24 protein-coding genes are annotated in these 21343 nt (G+C 72.1%); 14 read left to right on the top strand and 10 right to left on the bottom strand.

The features are described from left to right. Positions 1–154: 154 nt before the first annotated feature. Both WD794_09000 and WD794_08995 read left to right on the top strand, forming a co-directional pair. Positions 155–925: a TrkA C-terminal domain-containing protein gene (locus WD794_09000; GenBank protein MEX2290446.1), complete on the top strand. Its 771-nt coding sequence runs from the start codon at positions 155–157 to the stop codon at positions 923–925. A gap of 733 nt (positions 926–1658) precedes the next feature. Next, entirely contained in the window at positions 1659–2339 is a 681-nt protein-coding gene (locus tag WD794_08995; protein MEX2290445.1) for a DUF4230 domain-containing protein, read from the top strand. A 363-nt stretch (positions 2340–2702) separates the two neighbouring features. On the opposite strand, the gene WD794_08990 is transcribed toward WD794_08995, so the two are convergent. Then, complete coding sequence (locus tag WD794_08990) at positions 2703–3095, bottom strand: type II toxin-antitoxin system VapC family toxin (GenBank protein ID MEX2290444.1); 393 nt, start codon at positions 3093–3095, stop codon at positions 2703–2705. Then, positions 3092–3313 carry a type II toxin-antitoxin system prevent-host-death family antitoxin gene (locus tag WD794_08985; protein MEX2290443.1) on the bottom strand — a complete coding sequence of 74 codons (222 nt, stop codon included), beginning with the start codon at positions 3311–3313 and terminating at the stop codon, positions 3092–3094. The genes WD794_08990 and WD794_08985 overlap by 4 nt, the downstream gene beginning before the upstream one ends. 273 nt (positions 3314–3586) lie before the next feature. Here WD794_08985 and WD794_08980 point away from each other — a divergent pair, with 273 nt between their 5' ends. Further along, on the top strand, positions 3587–4456 hold the full coding sequence (locus WD794_08980) for a class I SAM-dependent methyltransferase (protein MEX2290442.1): 870 nt from the start codon (positions 3587–3589) through the stop codon (positions 4454–4456). Between the two features lie 190 nt (positions 4457–4646). Here WD794_08980 and WD794_08975 read toward each other — a convergent pair whose 3' ends face one another. Beyond that, entirely contained in the window at positions 4647–7454 is a 2808-nt protein-coding gene (locus tag WD794_08975; protein ID MEX2290441.1) for a vitamin B12-dependent ribonucleotide reductase, read from the bottom strand. A gap of 89 nt (positions 7455–7543) precedes the next feature. Next, positions 7544–8050, bottom strand: coding sequence for a transcriptional regulator NrdR (gene nrdR, locus WD794_08970; GenBank protein ID MEX2290440.1), 507 nt, complete (start codon positions 8048–8050; stop codon positions 7544–7546). 408 nt (positions 8051–8458) lie between these two features. On the opposite strand from nrdR, the gene WD794_08965 reads away from it, so the two are divergent. From WD794_08965 to WD794_08935, 7 genes are all read left to right on the top strand, one after another. Then, positions 8459–8689 carry a hypothetical protein gene (locus WD794_08965; GenBank protein ID MEX2290439.1) on the top strand — a complete coding sequence of 77 codons (231 nt, stop codon included), beginning with the start codon at positions 8459–8461 and terminating at the stop codon, positions 8687–8689. Further along, the gene (locus tag WD794_08960) at positions 8676–9068 is read left to right on the top strand and encodes a type II toxin-antitoxin system VapC family toxin (protein MEX2290438.1); all 393 of its coding nucleotides are present in this window, start codon (positions 8676–8678) and stop codon (positions 9066–9068) included. Before WD794_08965 ends, WD794_08960 begins: the two co-directional genes overlap by 14 nt. A gap of 70 nt (positions 9069–9138) precedes the next feature. Further along, entirely contained in the window at positions 9139–9846 is a 708-nt protein-coding gene (locus WD794_08955; protein ID MEX2290437.1) for an ABC transporter ATP-binding protein, read from the top strand. Next, complete coding sequence (locus WD794_08950; protein ID MEX2290436.1) at positions 9843–10580, top strand: ABC transporter permease; 738 nt, start codon at positions 9843–9845, stop codon at positions 10578–10580. Before WD794_08955 ends, WD794_08950 begins: the two co-directional genes overlap by 4 nt. Further along, a complete protein-coding gene (locus WD794_08945) occupies positions 10577–11176 on the top strand; it encodes a TetR family transcriptional regulator (GenBank protein ID MEX2290435.1) in 600 nt (199 codons plus the stop codon). Before WD794_08950 ends, WD794_08945 begins: the two co-directional genes overlap by 4 nt. A 136-nt stretch (positions 11177–11312) precedes the next feature. After that, positions 11313–11798 (top strand): general stress protein, encoded by a 486-nt coding sequence (locus WD794_08940; protein MEX2290434.1) that lies wholly within the window; start codon positions 11313–11315, stop codon positions 11796–11798. Between the two features lie 70 nt (positions 11799–11868). Continuing rightward, positions 11869–12057 carry a DUF1918 domain-containing protein gene (locus WD794_08935; protein ID MEX2290433.1) on the top strand — a complete coding sequence of 63 codons (189 nt, stop codon included), beginning with the start codon at positions 11869–11871 and terminating at the stop codon, positions 12055–12057. Here WD794_08935 and WD794_08930 read toward each other — a convergent pair. Genes WD794_08930 through WD794_08920 form a run of 3 tightly spaced genes read right to left on the bottom strand, consistent with a single transcriptional unit; the run spans position 12038 to position 14302 of the window. Next, on the bottom strand, positions 12038–12898 hold the full coding sequence (locus WD794_08930) for a biotin-dependent carboxyltransferase family protein (GenBank protein ID MEX2290432.1): 861 nt from the start codon (positions 12896–12898) through the stop codon (positions 12038–12040). The two genes, WD794_08935 and WD794_08930, sit on opposite strands and share 20 nt — an antisense overlap. Further along, positions 12895–13500, bottom strand: a complete 606-nt coding sequence (pxpB, locus tag WD794_08925; GenBank protein ID MEX2290431.1) for a 5-oxoprolinase subunit PxpB — start codon at positions 13498–13500, stop codon at positions 12895–12897. Before pxpB ends, WD794_08930 begins: the two co-directional genes overlap by 4 nt. A 37-nt stretch (positions 13501–13537) precedes the next feature. Beyond that, the gene (locus tag WD794_08920) at positions 13538–14302 is read right to left on the bottom strand and encodes a 5-oxoprolinase subunit PxpA (GenBank protein MEX2290430.1); all 765 of its coding nucleotides are present in this window, start codon (positions 14300–14302) and stop codon (positions 13538–13540) included. A gap of 90 nt (positions 14303–14392) precedes the next feature. Here WD794_08920 and WD794_08915 point away from each other — a divergent pair, with 90 nt between their 5' ends. Next, the gene (locus tag WD794_08915; GenBank protein ID MEX2290429.1) at positions 14393–15589 is read left to right on the top strand and encodes a cation:proton antiporter; all 1197 of its coding nucleotides are present in this window, start codon (positions 14393–14395) and stop codon (positions 15587–15589) included. Between the two features lie 3 nt (positions 15590–15592). On the opposite strand, the gene WD794_08910 is transcribed toward WD794_08915, so the two are convergent. Further along, a complete protein-coding gene (locus WD794_08910) occupies positions 15593–17242 on the bottom strand; it encodes an FAD-binding dehydrogenase (GenBank protein ID MEX2290428.1) in 1650 nt (549 codons plus the stop codon). A gap of 162 nt (positions 17243–17404) precedes the next feature. Continuing rightward, a complete protein-coding gene (locus tag WD794_08905) occupies positions 17405–17917 on the bottom strand; it encodes a hypothetical protein (GenBank protein ID MEX2290427.1) in 513 nt (170 codons plus the stop codon). 19 nt (positions 17918–17936) lie between these two features. Here WD794_08905 and WD794_08900 point away from each other — a divergent pair, with 19 nt between their 5' ends. From WD794_08900 to WD794_08890, 3 genes are read left to right on the top strand one after another with little or no spacing between them, the layout of a single operon-like run. Then, complete coding sequence (locus tag WD794_08900) at positions 17937–18383, top strand: hypothetical protein (GenBank protein MEX2290426.1); 447 nt, start codon at positions 17937–17939, stop codon at positions 18381–18383. Next, positions 18380–19312, top strand: coding sequence for an ABC transporter ATP-binding protein (locus tag WD794_08895; GenBank protein MEX2290425.1), 933 nt, complete (start codon positions 18380–18382; stop codon positions 19310–19312). The genes WD794_08900 and WD794_08895 overlap by 4 nt, the downstream gene beginning before the upstream one ends. Then, positions 19309–20022 (top strand): ABC transporter permease subunit, encoded by a 714-nt coding sequence (locus tag WD794_08890; protein MEX2290424.1) that lies wholly within the window; start codon positions 19309–19311, stop codon positions 20020–20022. Before WD794_08895 ends, WD794_08890 begins: the two co-directional genes overlap by 4 nt. 38 nt (positions 20023–20060) lie before the next feature. Here the strand turns inward: WD794_08890 and WD794_08885 are convergent, their stop codons facing one another. Next, complete coding sequence (locus tag WD794_08885; GenBank protein ID MEX2290423.1) at positions 20061–21338, bottom strand: CehA/McbA family metallohydrolase; 1278 nt, start codon at positions 21336–21338, stop codon at positions 20061–20063. Positions 21339–21343: the final 5 nt, after the last annotated feature.

The raw sequence follows: 21343 nt of genomic DNA, 5'->3' as shown, positions 1-21343 counted from the left end.
CCGCTGCTGCTGTTCCGCGCCCCCTTCCGCACAGGCGACGCGGTCGAGATCGAGGGACCGCTATCGAGATCAACCTGCGCGAGACCGTGGTGCGTACCTACTCGGGCCGCCGGAGCCCGACTCCTGACCCACCGCCGCCCGTTTCGGCGGCGAGGTGCCGCGGAAGGTCGCTATCGTCTCGCTGCTCGCGATCATCACACTGTCGATCGTCGTCACCCGTGTCGCGACGGTGATGCTCACCGCCACCGGCCTGTCTCGCGACATCGCGCGCTTCCAGGCGCGGTCGGCGTTCAGCGGCGCCGGCTTCACCACCAACGAGTCCGAGTCGGTGGTCAACCACCCGGTGCGGCGCCGCATCGTGCTGCAGCTGATGCTGCTCGGTGCCGCCGGTGTCGTCACAAGCCTGACGTCGCTGCTGCTGTCGTTCGCGGACGCCGACAGCTCGCAGACCGCGACCCGGATCGCGGTGCTGGGAGGCGGTCTGGTCGCGCTGCGCGTCCTCGCGGGCAGCTCACTGGTCGACCGCGGGCTGACCCGCCTCACCGAGTGGGCGCTGCGGCGGTACACCAGCCTGAACGTGCGCGACTACGACAAGCTGCTGCACATCAGTGACGACTACAGCGTCGCCGAGATCGACATCCGTACGGGCGACTGGCTGACCGGCCGCACCCTCGGGGATCTCCGCCTGCGCGACGAGGGCGTCATGGTGCTCGGCATCTACCGCCGGTCTGGCCTCTACCTCGGGGTGCCGCGCATGGACACCGTCGTGGAGGACGGCGACCGGCTGGTGGTGTACGGCGAGGAGGACGCCATACCGGCGCTCGCGGAGCGACCCCCCGGCCAGGAGGGCGACGCGGCGCACGAGCAGGCCGTGGCGTCCTACCGGAGCCGGGACCAGGCGGCTCGCCGCGACGACGCCGGCTGACCGGGCCGGCGCACAGCCGACCGGGAGAACTACCGGAGTCGCAGGCGGGTGCCACGCGAGTTCCTCTTCCTCGAGCGGCGCCGCTGCAGGTCCGCAGCAAGCCCGAGGATCCCGCTGAGGTGGAGGCGCAGCAGAACAGGAGGAGCCGCAGCAGCACGGGAACCAGCGCCACATGATCACCGCGGATCGACTCCTGCTCGTCGTGGGCGGCGGCCAACGACGGCCTCGCCCTGCCCTTCGTGCTGCTGGTCGGTGCGCTCGCCACCGCACCGGCGGGAGAGGCGGTCGGCACGTTCGCCCTCGAGGCAACACGACAGCTCGGCGTGGCACCGGCATCTTCGCCGCCTTCGTCGGAGGGCGGGTGTTCAGCGAGGCGTGCCCGAGAAGCTGTACGAGCCGATCCACGAAGTGCACCAGTCGCTCACGAAGGTGGCGCTGACGGTGGCCTTCCTGGCTTCGGCCTCGTGCTGCCGATCACGAGCTGGTGGCCGGTGCTCGGCCTGGCCAGGTCGGGTCCGGCACGTAGGTGCTGGTCCTGCGCCGACCAGGCGTGGCAAGCAGCGGCTGAACGAGCGCGGCCGTGATCTAGGCGAGGCCGAAGCTCTCACCGATCTGCTCGCCACCCCGGCGTGCTCGAGGAGCTCCTCCAGCACCTCGTCATGCGGAACTGACGGCGGACGTTGCTGCAGGCTCGCCAGGACTGAGCGCAGGTCCGTCCGGGCAGGTAGCCGCCATGGCTGAGCACCCGAGCGTCGTGCGCGGCCGCGACCGCCGCTGGCGCAGCGTGAGCTTGACCGCTGTCGTCGTCGTGCTGCTCGCGATCGGACTGCAGAGCGTGAACCTGCCGTCGCTGCCGTCGCTGTCGAACCCCTTCGGCACCAAGACGGTCGACCGCAGCGCCCCTGTGCTGCTCACCTCGCTGGCCGATCTGGCGCGCTTCCAGGCGGCCACCGGCAGCTTCCAGGTGATCGTCGACATCGAGAAGGACGTGGGCAAGCTGCCATCGCTGGTGGCCGGCGAGCGGACACTGTTCGTGGCCCAGGGCAGCGTCGACGCCTACGTCGACTTCACGGGGATCGGCAAGGACGCGGTCACGGTTTCCGCCGACGGCAAGCGGGTCGACGTCGTCCTGCCGCCCGCGGCCCTGTCGGACGCGCGGGTCGACCCTGAGCAGAGTCGGGTCTACTCGCGCCAGCGCGGCGTGCTTGACCGCCTCGGTGGGGTCTTCTCCGACGACCCCACCAGCGAGCGGGAGCTGTACCTGGCCGCGCAGACGCAGATGGGCGAGGCGGCCAAGGCCGGCGGGCTGCAGAAGCGGGCCGAGGACAACACCCGCTCCATGCTCACCGGCCTGCTCGGCACGCTCGGCTACACCGACGTGCACGTCGCGTTCTCGCCCGACGTCCGTCCCTAGACGCGGGTGACGACCCAATCCCAGGCGCCCGACCTGTGTCAGCCAGCGCCTTCGCAGCGTCGTCGAGGGCGAGATCGCGCTTAGCGATACTCATACAGCGTTCGCATCACCTCCCCTCCGCCGACCACCGACGGAATCGCCGCCCGCCAGCGCGCGGACGGCTCTCCGCTGCCCGGAGGGCGAGCAGTCAGCGACTGCGCGGTGACGTTGCCCGCCTTCGTCGCGCGCCATAGGAATGCCTCGTGCGAACGCCGACTCCACCGACGCGTCCTTCGGGCTGGCGCGGCGGCAGGAGCGCATTGCGGCAGATGAGGATGTTGCCCCGGCGCGGCTGGGCGCTCCTCTGGCCTGGCGCCCGCGTCGTCACCAGATGATGGTCAGTCCGCGCAGGTGGCCGAACGCTGCGTCGCGGGTCACGAGCGCGGCCTGGTGGAGTAGTGACTGGGCGGCAAGCATCCGGTCGAACGGATCGGCATGGTCCCAGTCGAGGCTCCCCGCGCGGATCGCGTCGGCGGCGGAGATGTCGAGCGTCTGCGCGCCGAGTCTGCTCGTGAGGTCGTCGTGCTGGGCCAGCAGGATTTCGGCTTCCGGCCACTTTCCGGCGCGGTGCTTGATCGCCATCTCCCACGCGGTCGCGGCGGAGACGAGCACGTCGTTGCTCGGTGCCTCGATCGCGGCTCGGGCGCGGCGTGACAGTCGGTCGGGGTCAGTGAGCGCCCACACGTAGGCGTGGGTGTCCAGCAGCAGGATCGTCACGACCAGGCAGCGAGTTCGGTCTCGTCGAGCGGATCGAAACGCTCATCGGGCGAGGGCAGGTCGAGGAACCCCAAGACGCGGGCGGCGGGCGCGTTCACCGGCACGAGCCGGACCAGGGGCTTGCCGGCACGCGCGACGATGACATCCTCGCCCTTCAGAGCTGCATCGAGCAGCTGAGATAGGTGCGCCTTGGCGTCCGCCACATTGTGTGTGGTCATGTTGGTCAGACTAATCTGACCACTCTCCCTTCGCAAGCACCAACGGGGCACGCGCAAGGCGGCAGAAGCGGACGTCGTCGATGGCGGGCTTGCTGCGGGTGCAGTCCCGTCCGTGGGTTCGATCGCGAGGCCAGCCCGAGCGGTGCAGGCAGTGCGCTCAAACCCGGCCGGAGCGCTCAGTGGTGGAGTGCCGAAGTTGGGCGCCGCCCATGGATATGGTGGCCGTCTGGCTGGCCATGCGACGGCTCGCCGCATCTGCGACCAGGAGGCTGCATGTCCGAAGAGGATGCGCCAGGACAGGCCAAAGCCCGCTTCGATGACATCTACGACAGCCTTGACCCACGCGCCTACTTCCGCACGCTGGGGGCCCTCGACTACGAGATTCCGCAGGTGGCTCAGCCGGCAGTGCAGTCGGTGATGGCGACACTGCGCGACCAGGCCGGGCAGGCGCCCGCTCCGCTGCGTGTCCTCGACGTCTGCTGCTCATACGGCGTCAACGCCGCCCTCCTGCGCACCGACGTCACGCTGGCGCAGCTGTACGACCGTTACTCGAGCGAGGTGCTCGCGACGCTCACGCCGACCGAGGTCACCGAGCAGGATGCGCTCTTCTTCGCTGCTCGCCGGACAGCGACGGCGTGGGTGGCGGGCCTGGACGTCGCGCAGAACGCCATCGACTACGCCTGCCGCGTGGGCCTGCTCGACCAGGGCTGGGCCGAGGACCTCGAGGCGGCGGACCCCTCGCCGGGCTTGGCCGCCGAGCTGGCGCGGGTGGATCTGATCACCACGACGGGCGGAGTCGGCTACATCACCGAACGGACCTTCGACCGGCTGCTGCGACCCCAGCGCGACGTCCGGGGCCCGTGGGTGCTGGCCATGGTGCTGCGCCTGTTCCCGTACGACGACATCGCAGCGACGCTTGACAAGCACGGCCTCACGACCGAGAAGCTCGAGGGAGTGACCTTCCCGCAACGGCGGTTCGCCAGCGTGGAGGAGCAGGACGCCGCGCTCAGAGACGTCGCCGCCCGGGGTCTGGACCCGAGCCTGGAGGCCGATGGCCGCTACCACGCCGAACTCTACCTCTCCCGGCCCGCCGACGACGTCGACCGGCTTTCGCTGCACGAGGTGCTCCACGCTCTGCCGTGAGCGGGTCTCGTCAGGAGGACGAGGCGGGACAGCTGGCCTCCGGCCCGGGGGGCCGTCACTGCGGCGTCTTTTGCGGTGCGGCAAGTGGTGAGGAGATCCAGCAGGCGGTGCACCACGACACTTAACGAACGGCATTCACCGTGCGGACATCGTCGGCCGATCTGACGACGTCAAAGACTGTTCGACAACATCAGCTGCAGCCGCTGGTGCTCCCGCAGCTCTCGCAGACGTAGCAAGAACCGGCCGGCCGCATCTTGACGCCGCAGGTCATGCACAGCGGAGCATCCGCGGCAGTCCCCTGCTGCGACTCGATGAGCTCAGTCGAGGAACCGACCTGCGCCGGCGCGACCACCGCCACCGACGTGGTCTGCACCGGCACCGACTGCGCCAGCCCCTCGACGTCCAGGTCAGACGGCGAATCCGATGACCCGCTGTAGCCGCCGGTGGCGACCGCAGCCGCGCGCTCCTCGGCCGTGAAGATGCCGAGCTCTGCCCGGGTCTCCACCGGCAGGTAGTCCAGCGCCAGGCGACGGAACAGGTAGTCCATCACCGACTGCGCGATGCGGATGTCGGCGTCGTCGGTCATGCCGGCCGGGTCGAACCGCATGTTGATGTACTTGGAGACGAACGCCTCCAGCGGCACGCCGTACTGCAGTCCGATCGAGATCGACACCGAGAAGGCGTCCATGACGCCGGCAAGCGTCGAGCCCTGCTTGCTCATCTTGATGAAGACCTCACCGAGGGTGCCGTCGTCGTATTCGCCGGCCGTCATATAGCCCTCAGCACCCGAGACGGCGAAAGAGATCGTCTGCGACCGGCGCTTCTTCGGCAGGCGCTTGCGCGTCGGCCGCGTTGCCACCACCACAGCTTCGGCGGCCTTTGGCTTCTCCGACAGCGGCTGGCCGACCTTGGAGTTGTTGCGGTAGACCGCGAGCGCCTTCAGCCCGAGCTTCCAGGCCTCCACGTAGGCCTTCTCGATGTCCTCCACCGTGGCCTCGGCAGGAAGATTCACCGTCTTGCTCGCCGTGCCGCTCAAAAACGGCTGCACAGCCGCAAGCATCCGCACGTGGCCCATCCAGGTGATGGACCGCTCGCCCATCGCGCAGTCGAAGACGGTGAAGTGCTCGGTCTTCAGGCCGGGTGCGCCGGCAGCGATGCCGTGCTCGGCGATGTACTCGACGATCGCCTCGACCGTCTCCTCGGCGTAGCCCAGCTTGCGCAGCGCGAGCGGGACGGTCTGGTTGACGATCTGCATCGATGCGCCACCCACCAGCTTCTTGTACTTCACGAGCGCCAGGTCCGGCTCGACACCCGTGGTGTCCGCATCCATGAAGAACGAAATCGTGCCGGTGGGGGCGAGTACCGAGGACTGCGCGTTGCGCCAGCCGTTCTTCTCGCCGATGGCCAGGCAGTCCTGCCACGCCTGGGTCGCCTCGTGCAGCACCCGGGAGTCGTCCGCGCCGAACGCCCGCACGGCGTCGTTGGCCGCAGCGTGCTTGCGCATCACCCGTGCATGCGCTGCAGCGTTCTTCGCAAAACCGGCGTAGGGGCCGACGATGCCGGCCAACTCCGCGGACCGCTTGTACGCGGTGCCGGTCATCAAGCTGGTGATCGAGCCCGCGAGGGCACGCCCTGCGTCGGAGTCGTACGCCACACCGTTGGCCATCAGCAACGCGCCGAGGTTGCAGTAGCCGATGCCGAGCTGGCGGTAGTCGCGCGTGGTCTGGCCGATGCTGTCGGTCGGGAAGTCGGCGAAGCAGATGGAGATGTCCATCGCGGTGATGATGAGCTCGACCGCCTTGCCGAACAGCTTGGCGTCGAACACTCCGTCGGCGCCGCGGAAGCGCATGAGGTTCAGACTCGCCAGGTTGCAGGAGGAGTTGTCGAGGCTGAGGTACTCACTGCACGGATTACTTGCCGTGATTCTCCCGGATTCCGGGTTGGTGTGCCAGTCGTTGATCGTGTCGTCGTACTGGATGCCGGGGTCGGCGCACTCCCACGCCGCCTTCGCGATCTTCCGGAACAGCGAGCGAGCATCGACCGTCTCGAGGACGGACCCGTCGAGCCGGGCCCGCAGCCCGAAGTCCGTCCCCTCCTCCACGGCGCGCATGAACTCATCCGTGACGCGGACCGAGTTGTTCGCGTTCTGGTACTGCACGCTGGTGATATCGCGGCCGCCGAGGTCCATGTCGAAGCCTGCGTCGCGCAGCGCGCGGATCTTCTCCTCCTCGCGCGCCTTGAGCTCGACGAACTCCTCGATGTCCGGGTGGTCGACGTCGAGCACCACCATCTTCGCGGCGCGGCGGGTCGCGCCGCCACTCTTGATGGTCCCGGCGGAGGCATCCGCACCCCGCATGAACGACACCGGCCCGGAGGCGGTGCCGCCGGAGGAGAGCAGCTCCTTGGAGGACCGGATGCGGGAGAGGTTGACGCCCGCACCGGAGCCGCCCTTGAAGATCAGCCCCTCCTCCTTGTACCAGTCGAGGATCGAGTCGATGGTGTCGTCGACGGCGAGGATGAAGCACGCGCTGACGAACTGCGGCGACGTCGTGCCGACGTTGAACCAGACGGGTGAGTTGAAGCTGAAGTACTGGTGCACCAGCAGGTGCTTGAGCTCGTGGTCGAAGATCTCCGCGTCCTGCTCGGTCGCGAAGTAACCGTTCTCCAGCCCGGCCCTGGTGTAGGTGTCGACGACCCGGTCGATGATCTGCTTGAGCGACCACTCCCGCTGCTGGGTCCCGACGGCGCCGCGGAAGTACTTGCTGGTGACGATGTTCGTGGCGTTGACGCTGTAGAAGTCCGGGAACTCCACCCCACGCTGCTCGAAGTTGACCGAGCCGTCGCGCCAGTTCGTCAGCACGACGTCGCGGCGCTCCCACGTCACGTCGTCGTACGGGTGCACGCCCGCCCGGGTGAAGACCCGCTCGAGGCGCAGCCCAGGGGCCTTGGGCTCGCCACGGACCTGCCGGTGGGTGGCGCCGCTGACCGTCTCCGTCATGCTCAGTCTCCAGTCGTCTCTGTGTAGGTCCAACAACCGCGGCGTCCGCGGCATTCGTCTGTGGGGGATTTTGTTCGTCGTACGAGGAGCTAGCGGGCCGGGGCCAGCCGGTCCGGCGGGCCGGTCTCGTGGTCGTCCTGCACCCCGGTCCCGACGCTGGCCCGCAACGCGGTGATCTCGGCCTCGAAGTCGGCGAGGGACTCGAACGCCCGGTAGACGCTGGCGAAGCGCAGGTAGGCCACCTCGTCCAGCTCACGCAGCGGCTCGAGGATCGCCAGGCCGACCTCGTCGGCCGGGATCTCGGCCTTGCCGGCGGCCCGGATGGCGTCCTCGACGCGGGCGGCGAGCAGCGCGAGCGCGTCCTCGTCGACCGGGCGACCCTGGCAGGCCTTGCGGACGCCGTTGACCACCTTGGCCCGGCTGAACGGCTCGGTGACGCCGCAGCGCTTGACCACGGACAGCGACATCTCCTCGACCGTGGTGAAGCGGCGGCCGCACTCCGGGCACGAGCGGCGGCGCCGGATGGCATCGCCCTCGCTGGTCTCGCGGCTGTCCACGACCCGGCTGTCGGGGTGTCGGCAGAACGGGCAGCGCACGGTCCGGTCCCCTCTGTCGCATCGGGTTGTCCACATCTGTGGCACACCGTTCCCACAGCATGTGGAGAATTACACCGGTGTCATCCCTAGATGTTGTGTCGGCGACAGTAGAGCGGCACAACGGCGGTGGCAAGCAGAACGCGCCGGTGGAGGCGAAGTCGCAGGTCACACCGCGTGTTGCTGCCGCAGCCCGGGCGTGTCGCCCGTCGCGCCGCCGCCGCGACGGCACCCAGGTCTGCAGGAGTCCGGTACGCACGGCTTCCACCGTGGCAGCGACCTGTGACAGAAACGGTGAACGTTCTGCAGCAGGTCCGCCAGCGGGTCGTAGCGGAGACCCTGGTGGCTGACGTCAAGATGCGCGCGCAGCGGAGACTTGTGTTCCACCGCCTCCGGCGCCACTATGGCGCCATGCCCAGCGTACAGATCAAGGACGTTCCTGCGGAGACGCACGCCGTGTTGCGGCGTCGAGCTGCCGAGGCGGGACAGTCGCTCCAGGAGTACCTGCGGAGCCGACTCGTCGAGGAAGCGCGGCGCCCCACCGTGGACGAGGTGCTGAACCGCGCCGGCGGGCGCGCCGGAGGTGCCGTGTCCTTCCAGGAGGCTGTGCGGGTCCTGCAGGACGACCGTGCTCGTCGTTGATGCCAGCGTCCTCGTTCCTGCCCTGGCGGACGACAGTGCCTCCGGCGACACGGCCCGCGCACGCCTGCGTGGGCGCACTCTCACCGCACCGGACCTGATCGATCTGGAGGTGCTCTCGGTGCTGCGCCGACAGCTGGCAGCGGGCCGGCTGGACGTACGCCGGGCCCAGCTTGCGCTGACCGATCTGGTCGAGCTCCCGCTCGAGCGGGTCGCGCACCTCCCTCTGCTGGCCCGCTGCTGGGAGCTGCGGGACAACGTGACCTCCTACGACGCGGCGTACGTCGCGCTCGCCGAGGTGCTGGGCGTGGAGCTCGTCACCGCGGACGGTCGGCTCGCAGCGGCACCGGGGATTCGCTGTGCAGTCAGCGTGCTCAGCTGACAGCGGGCTCGGTCGAGCGGGTGGCGCACCGTTGACGGCGGCGCCCCAGAGGCCTACAAATCAACGCATGATGACTTGTCCGGTCGCGGCCAGCGAACTGCGCGTCAGCCGGGGCGGCCGCGAGGTGCTGCACGGCCTCACCTTCGACGTCCCCGCCGGCGTCGTCGCCGGGCTCCTCGGCCCGAGCGGCGGCGGCAAGACGACGCTGATGCGGGCCGTGGTCGGCGTCCAGGCGGGGGTCACCGGCCGCCTCGAGGTGCTGCAGCGACCCGCCGGCGCACGCGCGAACCGCGCCCGCATCGGCTACGTCACCCAGAGCCCCGCCGTCTACGGCGACCTGTCGGTGCGCGCCAACCTCGACTACTTCGCCGACGTCCTCGGCGCGGACCGGCACCGTACGAAGGAGGTGCTCGCCGACGTCGACCTCACCGGCCAGGCGGACCAGCCGGTCGGCACTCTCTCGGGCGGGCAGCGGGCGCGGGTCTCGCTCGCCGCCGCGCTGCTGGGCCGCCCTGAGCTGCTCGTGCTCGACGAACCGACCGTCGGCCTCGACCCGGTGCTGCGACGCGACCTCTGGCAGCTCTTCCGGGATCTCGCCGCGGCCGGCACCACCCTGCTCGTCTCCAGCCACGTCATGGACGAGGCCTCCCGCTGCGACCGGCTGCTGCTCCTGCGCGACGGTCACCTGGTCGCCGACGACACGCTCGCGGACCTGCTCGACCGTACGGGCACCGCGGACGTGGAGGCCGCGTTCCTCCAGCTCGCGACCGCGGCATGAGCGCCCGCGCCACCCTGGCCACCGCACGCCGGGTCCTGCAGCAGCTGCGCGCAGACCACCGCACCGTCGCAATGCTGCTCGTCGTCCCCGTCGTGCTGCTGACCCTGCTGCGCTACGTCTTCCAGGACCAGCCAGCGACCTTCGACCGGATCGGTGGCCCGCTGCTGGCCCTGTTCCCCTTCACGACGATGTTCCTCGTGACGTCGGTGGCCATGCTGCGCGAGCGCACCTCGGGCACCCTCGAGCGGCTGCTGTCGATGCCGGTCGGCAAGGGTGACCTGCTCACCGGCTACGCGCTCGCCTTCGGCCTGGTGGCGGTGGTGCAGACGTCGCTCGCCGCCGGTACGGCGCTCGGGCCGCTCGGCCTGGAGGTCGCCGGCTCGGCGGCACTGGTGGTGCTGCTCGCCGTTCTCGACGCGCTGCTGGGCACCGCCCTCGGCCTGCTGCTGTCGGCCTTCGCCCGCTCGGAGTTCCAGGCTGTGCAGTTCCTGCCGGCGGTGGTGCTGCCACAAGTGCTGCTGTGCGGGCTCTTCGTGCCGCGTCAGGCGATGGCCACGCCCCTGCAGTGGCTGTCCGAGGCCTTCCCGCTGACCTACGCCGTGCAGGGGATGCAGCGGGTCAGCGCGTCGGCCGACATCACCTCTGGGCTGCTCACCGACCTGGGGGTCATCACCGGCTGCGTCGTGCTGTTCATCGCCCTCGGCGCCGCGACGCTCCCCCGGCGCAGCGATTGACCGCGTCGCGACGTGGCGGCCGCCGGCCGGGTGACAGCGGCACCCGGACAGCCATCCTCCAGGCCGCCCGGTCCAGCTTCGGCACCGCCGGCTACGCCGGCACCACCATCCGCGGAATCGCCCGTACCGCCGGCGTGGATCCCGCGCTGGTGCACCACTTCTTCGGCAACAAGGACGGTCTGTTCGCCGCGGCGCTGGAGCTCCCGTTCGACCCGTCGACCGTCGTGGCCGGGCTACTCGCCGAGGGCCTCGAGGGACTGGGCGAGCGGGTCGTCCGCACCTTTCTCGGGATCTGGGACGCCACCCCCGGTCAGGGGCCGATGCTCGCCCTGCTGCGCAGTGCCGTCTCGGACGAGGCGCCGGCCAGCACGCTGCGCGACTTCCTCACCCGCGCCGTCCTCACCCCGCTGGTCGAAGCCGCCGGCTCCCGCGACGACGCGGAGCTGCGCGCCGCGCTGGCCGCCTCCCAGATGCTGGGCATCGCCGTGACGCGCTACGTCGTACGCCTGGAGCCGGTGGCCTCGGCACCGGCCGACGTGCTGGCGCCGGCGGTGGGCGGCACGCTCGACCGCTACCTGACGGGGCCTGGTGTGTGAGCCCGCCTGGGCGCGGCGGCGAGCGTTGCATGCGACAAGGCGACCTGCACCGCCCCGCATGGCCCCAGCCGTCCACCCGGTGTCGCCGACCGCCCACCGGGCACGCTCCAGAGGACGCGCACAACGAGGAGGAACCATGACCCCGGACATCTCGCTGAACCAAGCCGTCTACCCCGGTGAGGACACCGGCTCGACGACCGCCCGGCACACGCTCGCCCGCTTCCCGACGTATCCCGAGGCGCAGCGCCTGGTCGACCAGCTGTCCGACGACGGCTTCGACGTCGCCACCCTCGCCATCGTCGGCACCGACCTACGCACCGTCGAGCAGGTGACCGGGCGGGTGACCACCGCCCGGTCGGCGCTGTTCGGCGCCGGCGCCGGCGCCTGGTGGGGCCTTTTCGTCGGGCTGCTCCTCAGCCTGTTCAGCACCTCGATCCTCGGCCCGCTGCTGGTGGGCCTGGTGATCGGCGCGGTGTTCGGCGCGGTGTTCGGCGCGGCGGGGCACGCCGCGCTGCGTGGACGGCGCGACTTCTCGTCGGTCCAGTCGCTGACCGCCGGGAGCTACGAGGTGATGGTCTCGCAGGAGCACGCGGCCGAGGCCGAGCGGCAGCTGCACGGCTGACGCGGCCTCTTGGCAGGCGCCCGGTGTGCGAGCAGGATGGGTCTGTCCCCCGACCAGTCAGGGAGGTCCCATGCACGCAGGCAAGGGTGACCACGTCACCGTCCCCGGGCGCCACGTGGGCGACCCCGAGCGGCACGGCGAGGTGCTGGAGATCCGCGGCCCGGACGGCGGACCGCCGTACCTCATCCGGTGGGACAACGGCCACGAGAGGCTCGTCTGCCCGGGTGCGGAGATGCGGTTCACCGCCGGAACGCGGTGACCGCGAACCGGACCGCACTACCCGCACGCGCCTGCGCGACGTGCGGCAGGTCCTCGGGAACGACGACACCGATCACCGGGTAGCCGCCGGTCGTCGGGCAGTTGGCCAGGAACACGATGGGCTGCCCGTCCGGCGGCACCTGCACCGCCCCCGGCACGACGCCCTCCGACAGGAGTTCGCCGGTGGTCCGGTGCGGCAGCGCCGCCCCCGCCAGCCGCACCCCGCTGCGGTCGCTGCTCGGCGTCACGACGTACGGCGCGCCGGTCAGCCGCGGTAACGCCTCCGGCGCAAAGGCGTCCTCCCGTGGGCCGGGAACCAGTCGCAGCACCGGCTCGGCGGCGATCTCGGGCAGGACCGCCGGACCGTCCGCGACGGCAGCCTCGACCTGCTCCCCCACCCGCAGCCGGTCGCCGGCGGCGAGCGGTGACGGCCCCAGCCCGGACAGCGTGCAGCTGGACCGGGAACCGAGCACGGCCGGCACCTCCAGACCGCCGCGGACCGCGAGGTAGCTGCGCACCCCGGTGACCACCAGGCCCAGCACGAGTGTCCGGCCACGCCGGACAGTCACCGCGACGCCGACCTCGACGATCTCTCCCCCCATGGTCACCGTGCACCGCCCGCCGGCCACCGCCACCACCGCGTCGACCTCGAACGCCAGCTCCGGCCCCGCCAGGGTCGTCTCGAGCGCCGCCGCGCCAGGAGCGTTGCCCACCAACCGGTTGGCCGCCCGCAGCGCCGGCCGGTCGACCGCACCGGCCAACGGAACCCCCAGGTGCCGCCGGCCCGGCCGGCCCAGGTCCTGCACCGTCGTCAGCGGCCCCGGCTGCCGGACGACGATCACGCGGCGGCGAACCTCAGCCGGTCCCCGGCCGCCAGCAGCGCCGGCGGCTCACGGTCCCCGTCGAACAGCGCGACGTCGGTGCGCCCGACCAGCTGCCAGCCACCCGGCGTCGCCGCCGGGTAGATCCCGGTCTGCACACCGGCCAGCGCCACGCTGCCGGCCGGCACCGAGGTGCGCGGCGTCGCCCGCCGCGGCACGTGCAGTGCCGGGTCCAGCCCGAGCAGGTACGGGAAGCCCGGCGCGAAGCCGAGGAACGCCACCAGGTACTCGGGCGCGGTGTGCCGCCGCACGACCTCTGCCACGGGCAGGTCGGTCAGCCGGGCGACCTCCGCCAGGTCCTCCCCGTCGTAGACCACCGGGATCTCGACGACCGTCCGCCGTACCTGGTCCAGGCCGGGAAGGTCCAGCAGCGGCAGGGCTTTTCGTACCCGCGCGGCGGAGGCCGCCGAGCACGAGGTGACGAGCAGCGTCCGGTAGCCGGGCACGACGTCGACCACCCCGGGCAGCTGAGCGGCGCGGACCGCCGCGTCCAGCCGGTGCACCGTCTCCAGATCGGCCAGCTCGGCCAGTACGCCGAGCGGTCCGGCGGTACGCAGCCTCACGCGAGTGCCGGCGGCGTCCGGCTGGTCGCCTCCGACCTCACGCGAACGCCTGCAGCGTCAGCCCGGCCGCCTCCAGCCCCTCACGCACGGCCCGGGCCAGCCGCGCCGCGCCGGGGGTGTCGCCGTGCACGCACAGCGACTGCACGCCGATCTCGACCTCTCCCCCGCCGTGCGCCGCGACCCGGCCCTGGTCGACCATCCGCACGGCCCGCGCGACGACCTCCACCTCGTCGACGACGACCGCCCCCGGCTCGCGCCGCGGCACCAGGTGCCCCGCGGCGGTGTAGGCGCGGTCGGCGAAGCCCTCCGCCACCACGGACACCCCGGCCGCGCGCGCAGCCCGGGCGAGGGCGGAACCGGGCAGGGTGAGCACCGGCAGCGCGCGGTCGTACAGCTTCACCGCCTGCACCACAGCGCGGGCCTGCACGTCATCGACGACGCACCGGTTGTAGAGGGCACCGTGCGGTTTGACGTAGCGGACGGAGGTGCCGGCCACGCGCGCGAAGCCCTCGAGCGCACCGAGCTGGTAGAGCACGTCCGCCGTCAGGTCGGCGGGCGCCACGTCCATGTCGCGCCGGCCGAAACCGACAAGGTCGGGATAGGACACCTGCGCGCCCACCACGACCCCGCGCTCGGCGGCGGCGGCGACCGTCCGCTCGATCGTGCGGGGGTCGCCGGCGTGGAAGCCGCAGGCGACGTTGGCGCTGGTGACGACGTCGAGCAGGGCGAGGTCGTCGCCGAACGACCAGGCGCCGTAGCTCTCACCGACGTCGCTGTTGAGGTCCACGCGGGTGGCGGTCATGCAGACAGTGTGGCGGGTGCACGACCGCCGCAGGGTGAGGCAGCTGATCTTTCCCGTGTGAGAGCGGGTCGGCTCGGGAAAGCGCCGGTCGTGACCGCCCTCCACTACGGCTACCTGTTCGCCGGAGCCCTGTCGCTGCTCCTCGTGCTCTTCAGCGCCAGCATCCGCCGGCTCCCGTTCAGCGGCCCGTTGCTGGCGCTGCTGCTGGGGGTGCTGGCCGGTCCACAGGTCCTCGACCTCGTCACCGTGCCGGAGACGCACCGCGACCTGCTGCTGCTCGAGGCGTCGCGGCTGATGCTGGCGGTGTCGCTGATCGGGGTGGCGCTGCGCTTCCCGGTGAGCGCGCTGCGGCCGGTGCTGCGACCGGTCCTGCTGCTCGTCGCAGTGGTCATGCCGCTGGCGGCGTTGGCCACCGCGGGGCTCGGGGTGGCGCTACTCGGCCTGCCCCTCTCGCTCGGCCTGGTGCTCGGCGCGTGCCTGTGCCCGACCGATCCCGTGCTCGCCTCCGACGTCGTCACCGGCGCGCCGGCCGAGCAGGACCTGCCGGCGCAGACCCGCCAGGTGCTCACGGAGGAGTCCGGGGCGAACGACGGGCTCGCGCTGCCGCTCGTGTTGCTGGCGCTGGCACCCGTACTCGGCAAGGCCGTCGGCGGTGCGGCGTCGGACGCGGTCTACCAGGTGGTGGTGGCGGCGGCGATCGGCGCGGCCGTCGGCGCCGCCGCCGCCACCGCGCTGCGCAGGGTCGAGGGTCGGCGCGAGGTCGAGCGGCCGTCGGAGCTGGTCCTGACACTGGTGCTGGCGGTGGCCGTGCTCGGGATCTGCCGGGTGCTCGGGACCGACGGCGTGCTCGGCGTCTTTGTCGCCGGGCTCGCCTACAACGCCATGATCGGCGACGAGGACCGCGAGGCGCAGGACGCCCTCGACGAGGTCGCGAACCGCTACCTCGTGATCCCGTTCTTCCTGCTCGTCGGCGTGGTCCTGCCGTGGTCGGCGTGGGCCGACCTCGGGGCCGGGGCGCTGCTGTTCCCGCTCGCGGTGCTGCTGCTGCGCCGCCCACCCCTGGTGGTCGGACTGGGCCGGCTGCTCGGGCTGCGCCTGCGCGACGCCGTCTTCACCGGCTGGTTCGGGCCGATCGGGGTCAGCGCGGTGTTCTACCTCGCGCACAGCGCGCACGAGGGCGCCACCGACCCGCGGCTGTTCGCGGCCGGCACCCTCGCCGTCGTCGCCAGCACTCTCGCGCACGGGGTGACGACGGTGCGGGCGCGCAAGCTCTACGCGCGCCGCTGACGGTCAGCCGGTCGCCGCAGCCGCCGCCCGGCCCGCGACCCGGCCGCTGAACAGGCAGCCGCCGAGGAACGTGCCCTCCAACGAGCGGTAGCCGTGCATGCCGCCGCCACCGAAACCGGCCGCCTCCCCCGCGGCGTAGAGACCCTCGAACACCTCACCGCCGGCCCGCAGCACCCGCGCCGACAGGTCGGTCTCGAGGCCGCCGAGCGACTTGCGGGTGAGCACGTGCAGCTTGACCGCGATCAGCGGGCCGGCCGCCGGGTCGAGCAGCCGGTGCGGGGTCGCGACCCGGATCAGCCTGTCACCGCGGTACTTCCGTGCGCCGCGCAGCGCCACCACCTGCAGGTCCTTGCTGAAGTCGTTCGCCATCTCGCGGTCCCGCGCGACCACCTCCGCCTCGACCGTGTCGTGGGACAGGGGTGCCTCGGGGCTGATCGCGTTCATCCCGTCGACCAGCTCACGCAGGCTCCTGCGTACGACGAAGTCCACGCCCTTGTCCATGAAGGCCTGCACCGGCCCGGGAGCCCCGGCCCGCGCCCGGGACAGCACCTGCCGGACGGATTTGCCGGTCAGGTCGGGGTTCTGCTCCGATCCCGACAGCGCGAACTCCTTCTCGATGATCTTCTGGGTGAGGACGAACCACGAGTGGTCGTGCCCGGTCGTGCGCAGGTGCGCCAGGGTGCCGAGAGTGTCGAAGCCGGGGAAGAGCGGGACCGGTAGACGCCTGCCCGTCGCGTCGAGCCACAGCGAGCTCGGCCCGGGCAGGATCCGGATCGCGTGCCGCGGCCAGATCGGGTCGTGGTTCTCGATGCCCTCGACGTAGTGCCACATCCGGTCGGGGTTGATGCCGTGCGCCCCGGCGTCCTGGGCGATCTGGATCATCCGGCCGTCGACGTGCGCGGGGACCCCGGACAGCATCCGCTGCGGCGGGGCGCCCAGCCGCGACGGCCAGTTCGCCCGTACCAGCTCATGGTTGCCGCCGATGCCGCCGCTGGTCACCACGACCGCCTGCGCCGACAGGTCGAAGTCGCCGACGACCTCGCGGGAGGTGGCCTGCCCGCGCGCCGCGTCCGACGGTTCCAGCAGTGCGCCGCGGACACCGGTCACCGCGCCGCCGGACATTCCCAGCGCGTCGACGCGGTGCCGGAAGCGCAGCTCGACCTGCCCGCGCTCGACCGCCTGCCGCACCCGGCGCTCGAACGGCGCGACCACCCCGGGGCCGGTCCCCCACGTGACGTGGAAGCGCGGGACGGAGTTGCCGTGCCCGATCGCGCCGTAGCCGCCGCGCTCGGCCCAGCCGACCACCGGGAACCAGCGCACGCCCTGCGCGTGCAGCCAGGCGCGCTTCTCACCGGCCGCGAAGTCGACGTAGGCCTGCGCCCACTGCCGCGGCCAGTGGTCCTCGTCGCGGTCGAAGCCCGCGGTGCCCAGCCAGTCCTGCAGCGCCAGCTCGCGGCTGTCCTTGATGCCCATCCGGCGCTGCTCCGGCGAGTCGACCAGGAACAGCCCGCCGAAGCTCCAGTGCGCCTGGCCACCGAGATTGACTGCAGGCTCCTGGTCGAGCAGCAGCACCCGGCGGCCGGCGTCGGCGAGCTCGGCAGTGGCGACCAGCCCGGCCAGCCCGGCTCCGATGACGATCACGTCCGCATCCATCCCGGCAGCCTGTCAGAGCCTGCCCCGCACGGCACCGGCGACGGCCGAGATCGGACCTGTGCACACAGCGCCTGCCCGCACCCGGCCGGATACGGTGCCGCGATGATCCCTGCGGCACTGTCCTGCGACGGTTTGGTCAAGACCTTCGGCGACGTACGCGCGCTAGACGGCGTGACGGTCGACGTGACGGCGCCCGCCACCGGCCTGCTCGGCGCGAACGGCGCCGGCAAGTCCACGCTGATGAAGGTGGCGCTCGGGCTGCTGGTCCCCGATGCCGGGCAGGTGCAGGTGCTCGGGCTGACCGACCGCCGGCAGATCCGTGCGCGGGTGGGCTACCTGCCCGAGCACGCCTGCCTCCCGACCGACATGTCGGCGCAGGACCTGTGCATCCACCTGGCGCGGCTGCGCGGGCTGCCGCGGCGGGATGCGCTGCGGCGGGCGTCTGAGGTGTTGTTCGCGGTCGGGCTCGCGGAGGAGCGACACCGGCTGGTGGACACCTACTCGCTCGGTATGCGGCAGCGCGCCAAGCTGGCCCAGGCGCTGGTGCACGGCCCCGATTTGGTCGTGCTCGACGAGCCGACCTCCGGGCTCGACCCGGCCGGGCGCAGCGAGATGCTTTCGATCCTGCGGCACCTGTCGCGCGATCTCGGGATCCAGGTGCTGCTGTCCTCCCACGTGCTGGAGGACATCGCTGGTGACGCTCAGCCCGCTGCTGGTGCTGCTCGCCGGCTCCATCCTCACCGCGGAGGCACCGATGCAGGCGCTGCGCTCGGAGGGCAGCGACCTCCCGGCCGTGGTCGGCGCGGGCCTGCTCATGGCCGGCTACTTCGCCGCGCTCGGGTTGCTGGCCGGTGCGCTGACCGCCAAACGGGTCTTCGCCGTCGGCGGCCTGCTGGCGGTGCTGCTGGTGAGCCCGGTGGTCAGCCATCTGGTGGCGGCGCTCAGTGAACGGCCGGCGGTGCTCGCCGCCGACCTCGCGCAGACACCACTGCGGGCCGCCGCCGAGCTGCTGCCCGGACCGGGCCTCGAGGAGCCGTACGGGCAGCCGCCGGACGCGTTGGTCTGGTCGGTCGTCGGCGGCGTGCTAATGCTGTCCGGGGGCGTGCTGGCCGGCCGCTACACCGGACGAGACGCGGCGTGACCGCGGCGCTGCAGGTCTCGGCGGTGTCCAAGTGGTTCGGCGACACGGTCGCGCTGTCGGACGTGTCGTTCAGCTCGCAGCCGGGCGTGACCGGACTGCTCGGCCACAACGGCGCCGGCAAGTCCACCCTGTTCGACCTGCTCGCCGGCTTCACCGCGCCCAGCCAGGGCACGGTGCGCATCCTCGGCCAGGACCCGCGGCGCGAGCCGTCCGTGCACGCGCGGCTCGGACTGGTACCGGACAACGACGGGCTGTGGCCGTTCCTCACCGCCCGACAGACGGTGGAGTTCCTGGCCCGGCACCGCGGCCTGATCGACCCCGTACGGGCCGCGGCCATGGCCCTGTCGGTGGTGGGGCTCGAGGGCGCGGCCGACCGCCGGGTCGCCGGCTTCTCCAAGGGGATGCGCCAGCGGGTCCGCCTCGCGCAGGCGCTCGCGCACGACCCGGAGGTGCTGCTGCTCGACGAGCCGCTCAACGGGCTCGACCCGGCGCAGCGCCGCGCGGATGTCGAGCTGATCCGCCGACTCGGCCGCGAGGGACGCACCGTGCTGGTGTCCTCGCACATCCTGGCGGAGGTGGAGCGGATGGCCGACCGGGTGCTGGTCATGGTCAACGGTCGGCTGGTGGCCGAGGGCACACCGGCGGGGGTCCAGGAGCTGCTGGCGCAGTCCGCCCGCACGGTACGGGTCGAGACCGACGACCCGCGCGGGCTGGCCGGCCTGCTGCTGGGCGAGGACAGCGTGGACGCGGTGTCGCTGCTGCCCGACGCGCTCGTCGTGCACACCACCGACGGCGCCGAGCTCGCCGTCCGGCTGCCGCAGCTGGCCAGGCAGGCGGACGTGCTGCTGCGCCGCATCGTCCCGGTCGGTGAGGATCTCGAGAGCGTCTTCACCCGGCTGACCGCCTCCGCCCGGGGAGCCGGCCGATGAGCCTGCTGGCGCTGAGCCTGCGCTCGGTGGTGCGCGGCCGGCGCGTCGCCTTCGTCGTCGCCCTGCCGCTGCTCGTCGGCCTGGTCGCCGTTCTACTCACCGTGACCGCCGGCGACGCCGACCGCACCGGTGCCTACGGCACCCTCAGCGGCCATCTGCTGGTCCTCGTTCTCGGACTGGTCGGCCTCGTGCTCGGTGTCAACGCCTTCGGCGACGAACGCGACGAGGGCACGCTGGGCCTGCTGCTCGCCACGACGCTGTCCCACCGCCGCATCGTGCTGACGAAGTATGCGGCGGCCGCCGCCGTCAGCTGGCTCGCCTGCCTGCCCGCCACCCTCGGCTGCCTGCTGCTGGCGACCAGGACCGAGCTGCCGGTCGGCACCGCCGCCTGGAGCCTGCTGCTGGGCAGCGCGCTGGCCGCGGTGTCCTACGCCGGGGTCTTCGTGCTGCTGTCGCTGCTGCTGCGGCGGGCGGTGCTCGTCGGGCTGGCCTACCTCGTGCTGTGGGAGGGGCTGCTGGCCGGGGCGACGACCGCCTTTCGCAACCTGTCCCTCGGCGCGTACGCCGGCCGTGTCCTGGGCGCGCCGTTCGACACTGCGCCCTTCGCCGTCGCCGACGTCTCGGTGCGGACGGCGGTCGCGGTGCTGCTGGTCGTCGCGGTGGTGGCCGTGGCGGCGGCGGGCTGGCGGCTGCCGCGCGCGCACCTGTGAACCTCGTACGCCGTCCGCCTGGGAGTCGCCGAGGTTGATCAGTGCGCGCAGCTGCAGGCCGGCAGCCCCTGCACCCCCGCCGGGAGCCCGGCGAAGCCCATCCCGTCGTAGGTCACCGGCCGGCCGGGTGTCACCTCGCGGCGGGCTGGCATCGGCGCCCGGCCGTCGGCGTACACGCATGATGTGAGGGCCGTCAGCGCGTAGCGCTCCTGCAGGAGCAGCTCGGCCCGCAGCCAGCCGCCGTTCGGCAGCACCACCGGGATCTCGACCCGCTGGTCCGGCAGCAGGATGCGCGACTCGTGCACGACCTCGCCACCGGACACCAGGCGCAGCACCTGCCCGACCGCGTTCGACGCCGTGACCACTGCGAGCAACTGCCCGTCGCCGTGCACCGACCCGCCGATCATCGCCGCCCGGCCGCTCCAGTCCTCGACGACGTCGAGCAGCAGCCGGGGGCCGCCGAGAGCGGGGGGCTGCCACGAGATGGTCGTGCGACCCGCCTGGACGCCGGCGATGATCCCGGCCGGTGACCGGTCCGGGGCGTAGACCCAGGTGGTCGGCTGACCGACCCCGGCCATCGGGTCGAGCAGCTTCCAGTGGTTGTCGCTGCCACCGACTGCGGCCCCGCGGCCGGCCGGCGCGAAGGTCGACTCCCACCAGTGCACCGACAGCGAGTTGTCGGCGTCGTAGGGCGGGACCGTGTCGTGCCGGGTCAGCCACATGCTGTTCCAGACCTCGACCGCGTCGAAGCGCAGCGAGTCGGCGACCGAGGCGTCCCACGCCAGCGCGTCGCCGGCGTCCTCGTTGCCGTAGAAGGGGTGGTTCACCACGGCCATCCCGCCGCGGGCGTGCACCTCGTCCAGCCAGGCGGCCAGACCGGCGTCGGCCGGGATGACGTCGGGCAGCAGGTCCCGTGAGTGCAGGAACACGCCGCAGTGGTCCGAGCCCGGGTGCGAGTGCTCGTAGCCCGGCAGCAGCGTCAGCCGGCTGGAGACGTAGCCGGGGTCCCGCAGGGACTCCACCCGGTTGTGGTCGGTGATCGCCAGGAAGTCCAGGCCGCGCAGCTCAGCCAGCGCGATCTGCTCGGCCGGTGTGTGGCCGTGCGTGTAGAACTCCTCGGGGCCGGTGTTGTCGTCGCCGGGGCCACCCCACACGTCGTGGCTGTAGGTGGAGTGGCAGTGGAAGTCCCCGGCGATCCACTCCCCGACCGGCCGCTCGCCGCCCGGGCCGGCGAGCGCGACCCGCGGCAGGCCGACTGCGCTCAGCGCGCCGACTCCCGCGGCCAGCCGTAGGAAGCGCCGACGGTCCAGGCTCACGACGC

It is taken from the genome of Mycobacteriales bacterium (assembly GCA_040902655.1).
In the GTDB taxonomy this organism is placed as follows: domain Bacteria; phylum Actinomycetota; class Actinomycetes; order Mycobacteriales; family SCTD01; genus SCTD01.
The sequence above is the reverse complement of the archived record's forward strand: the minus strand, read 5'-3'. Positions and strand labels throughout refer to the sequence as shown.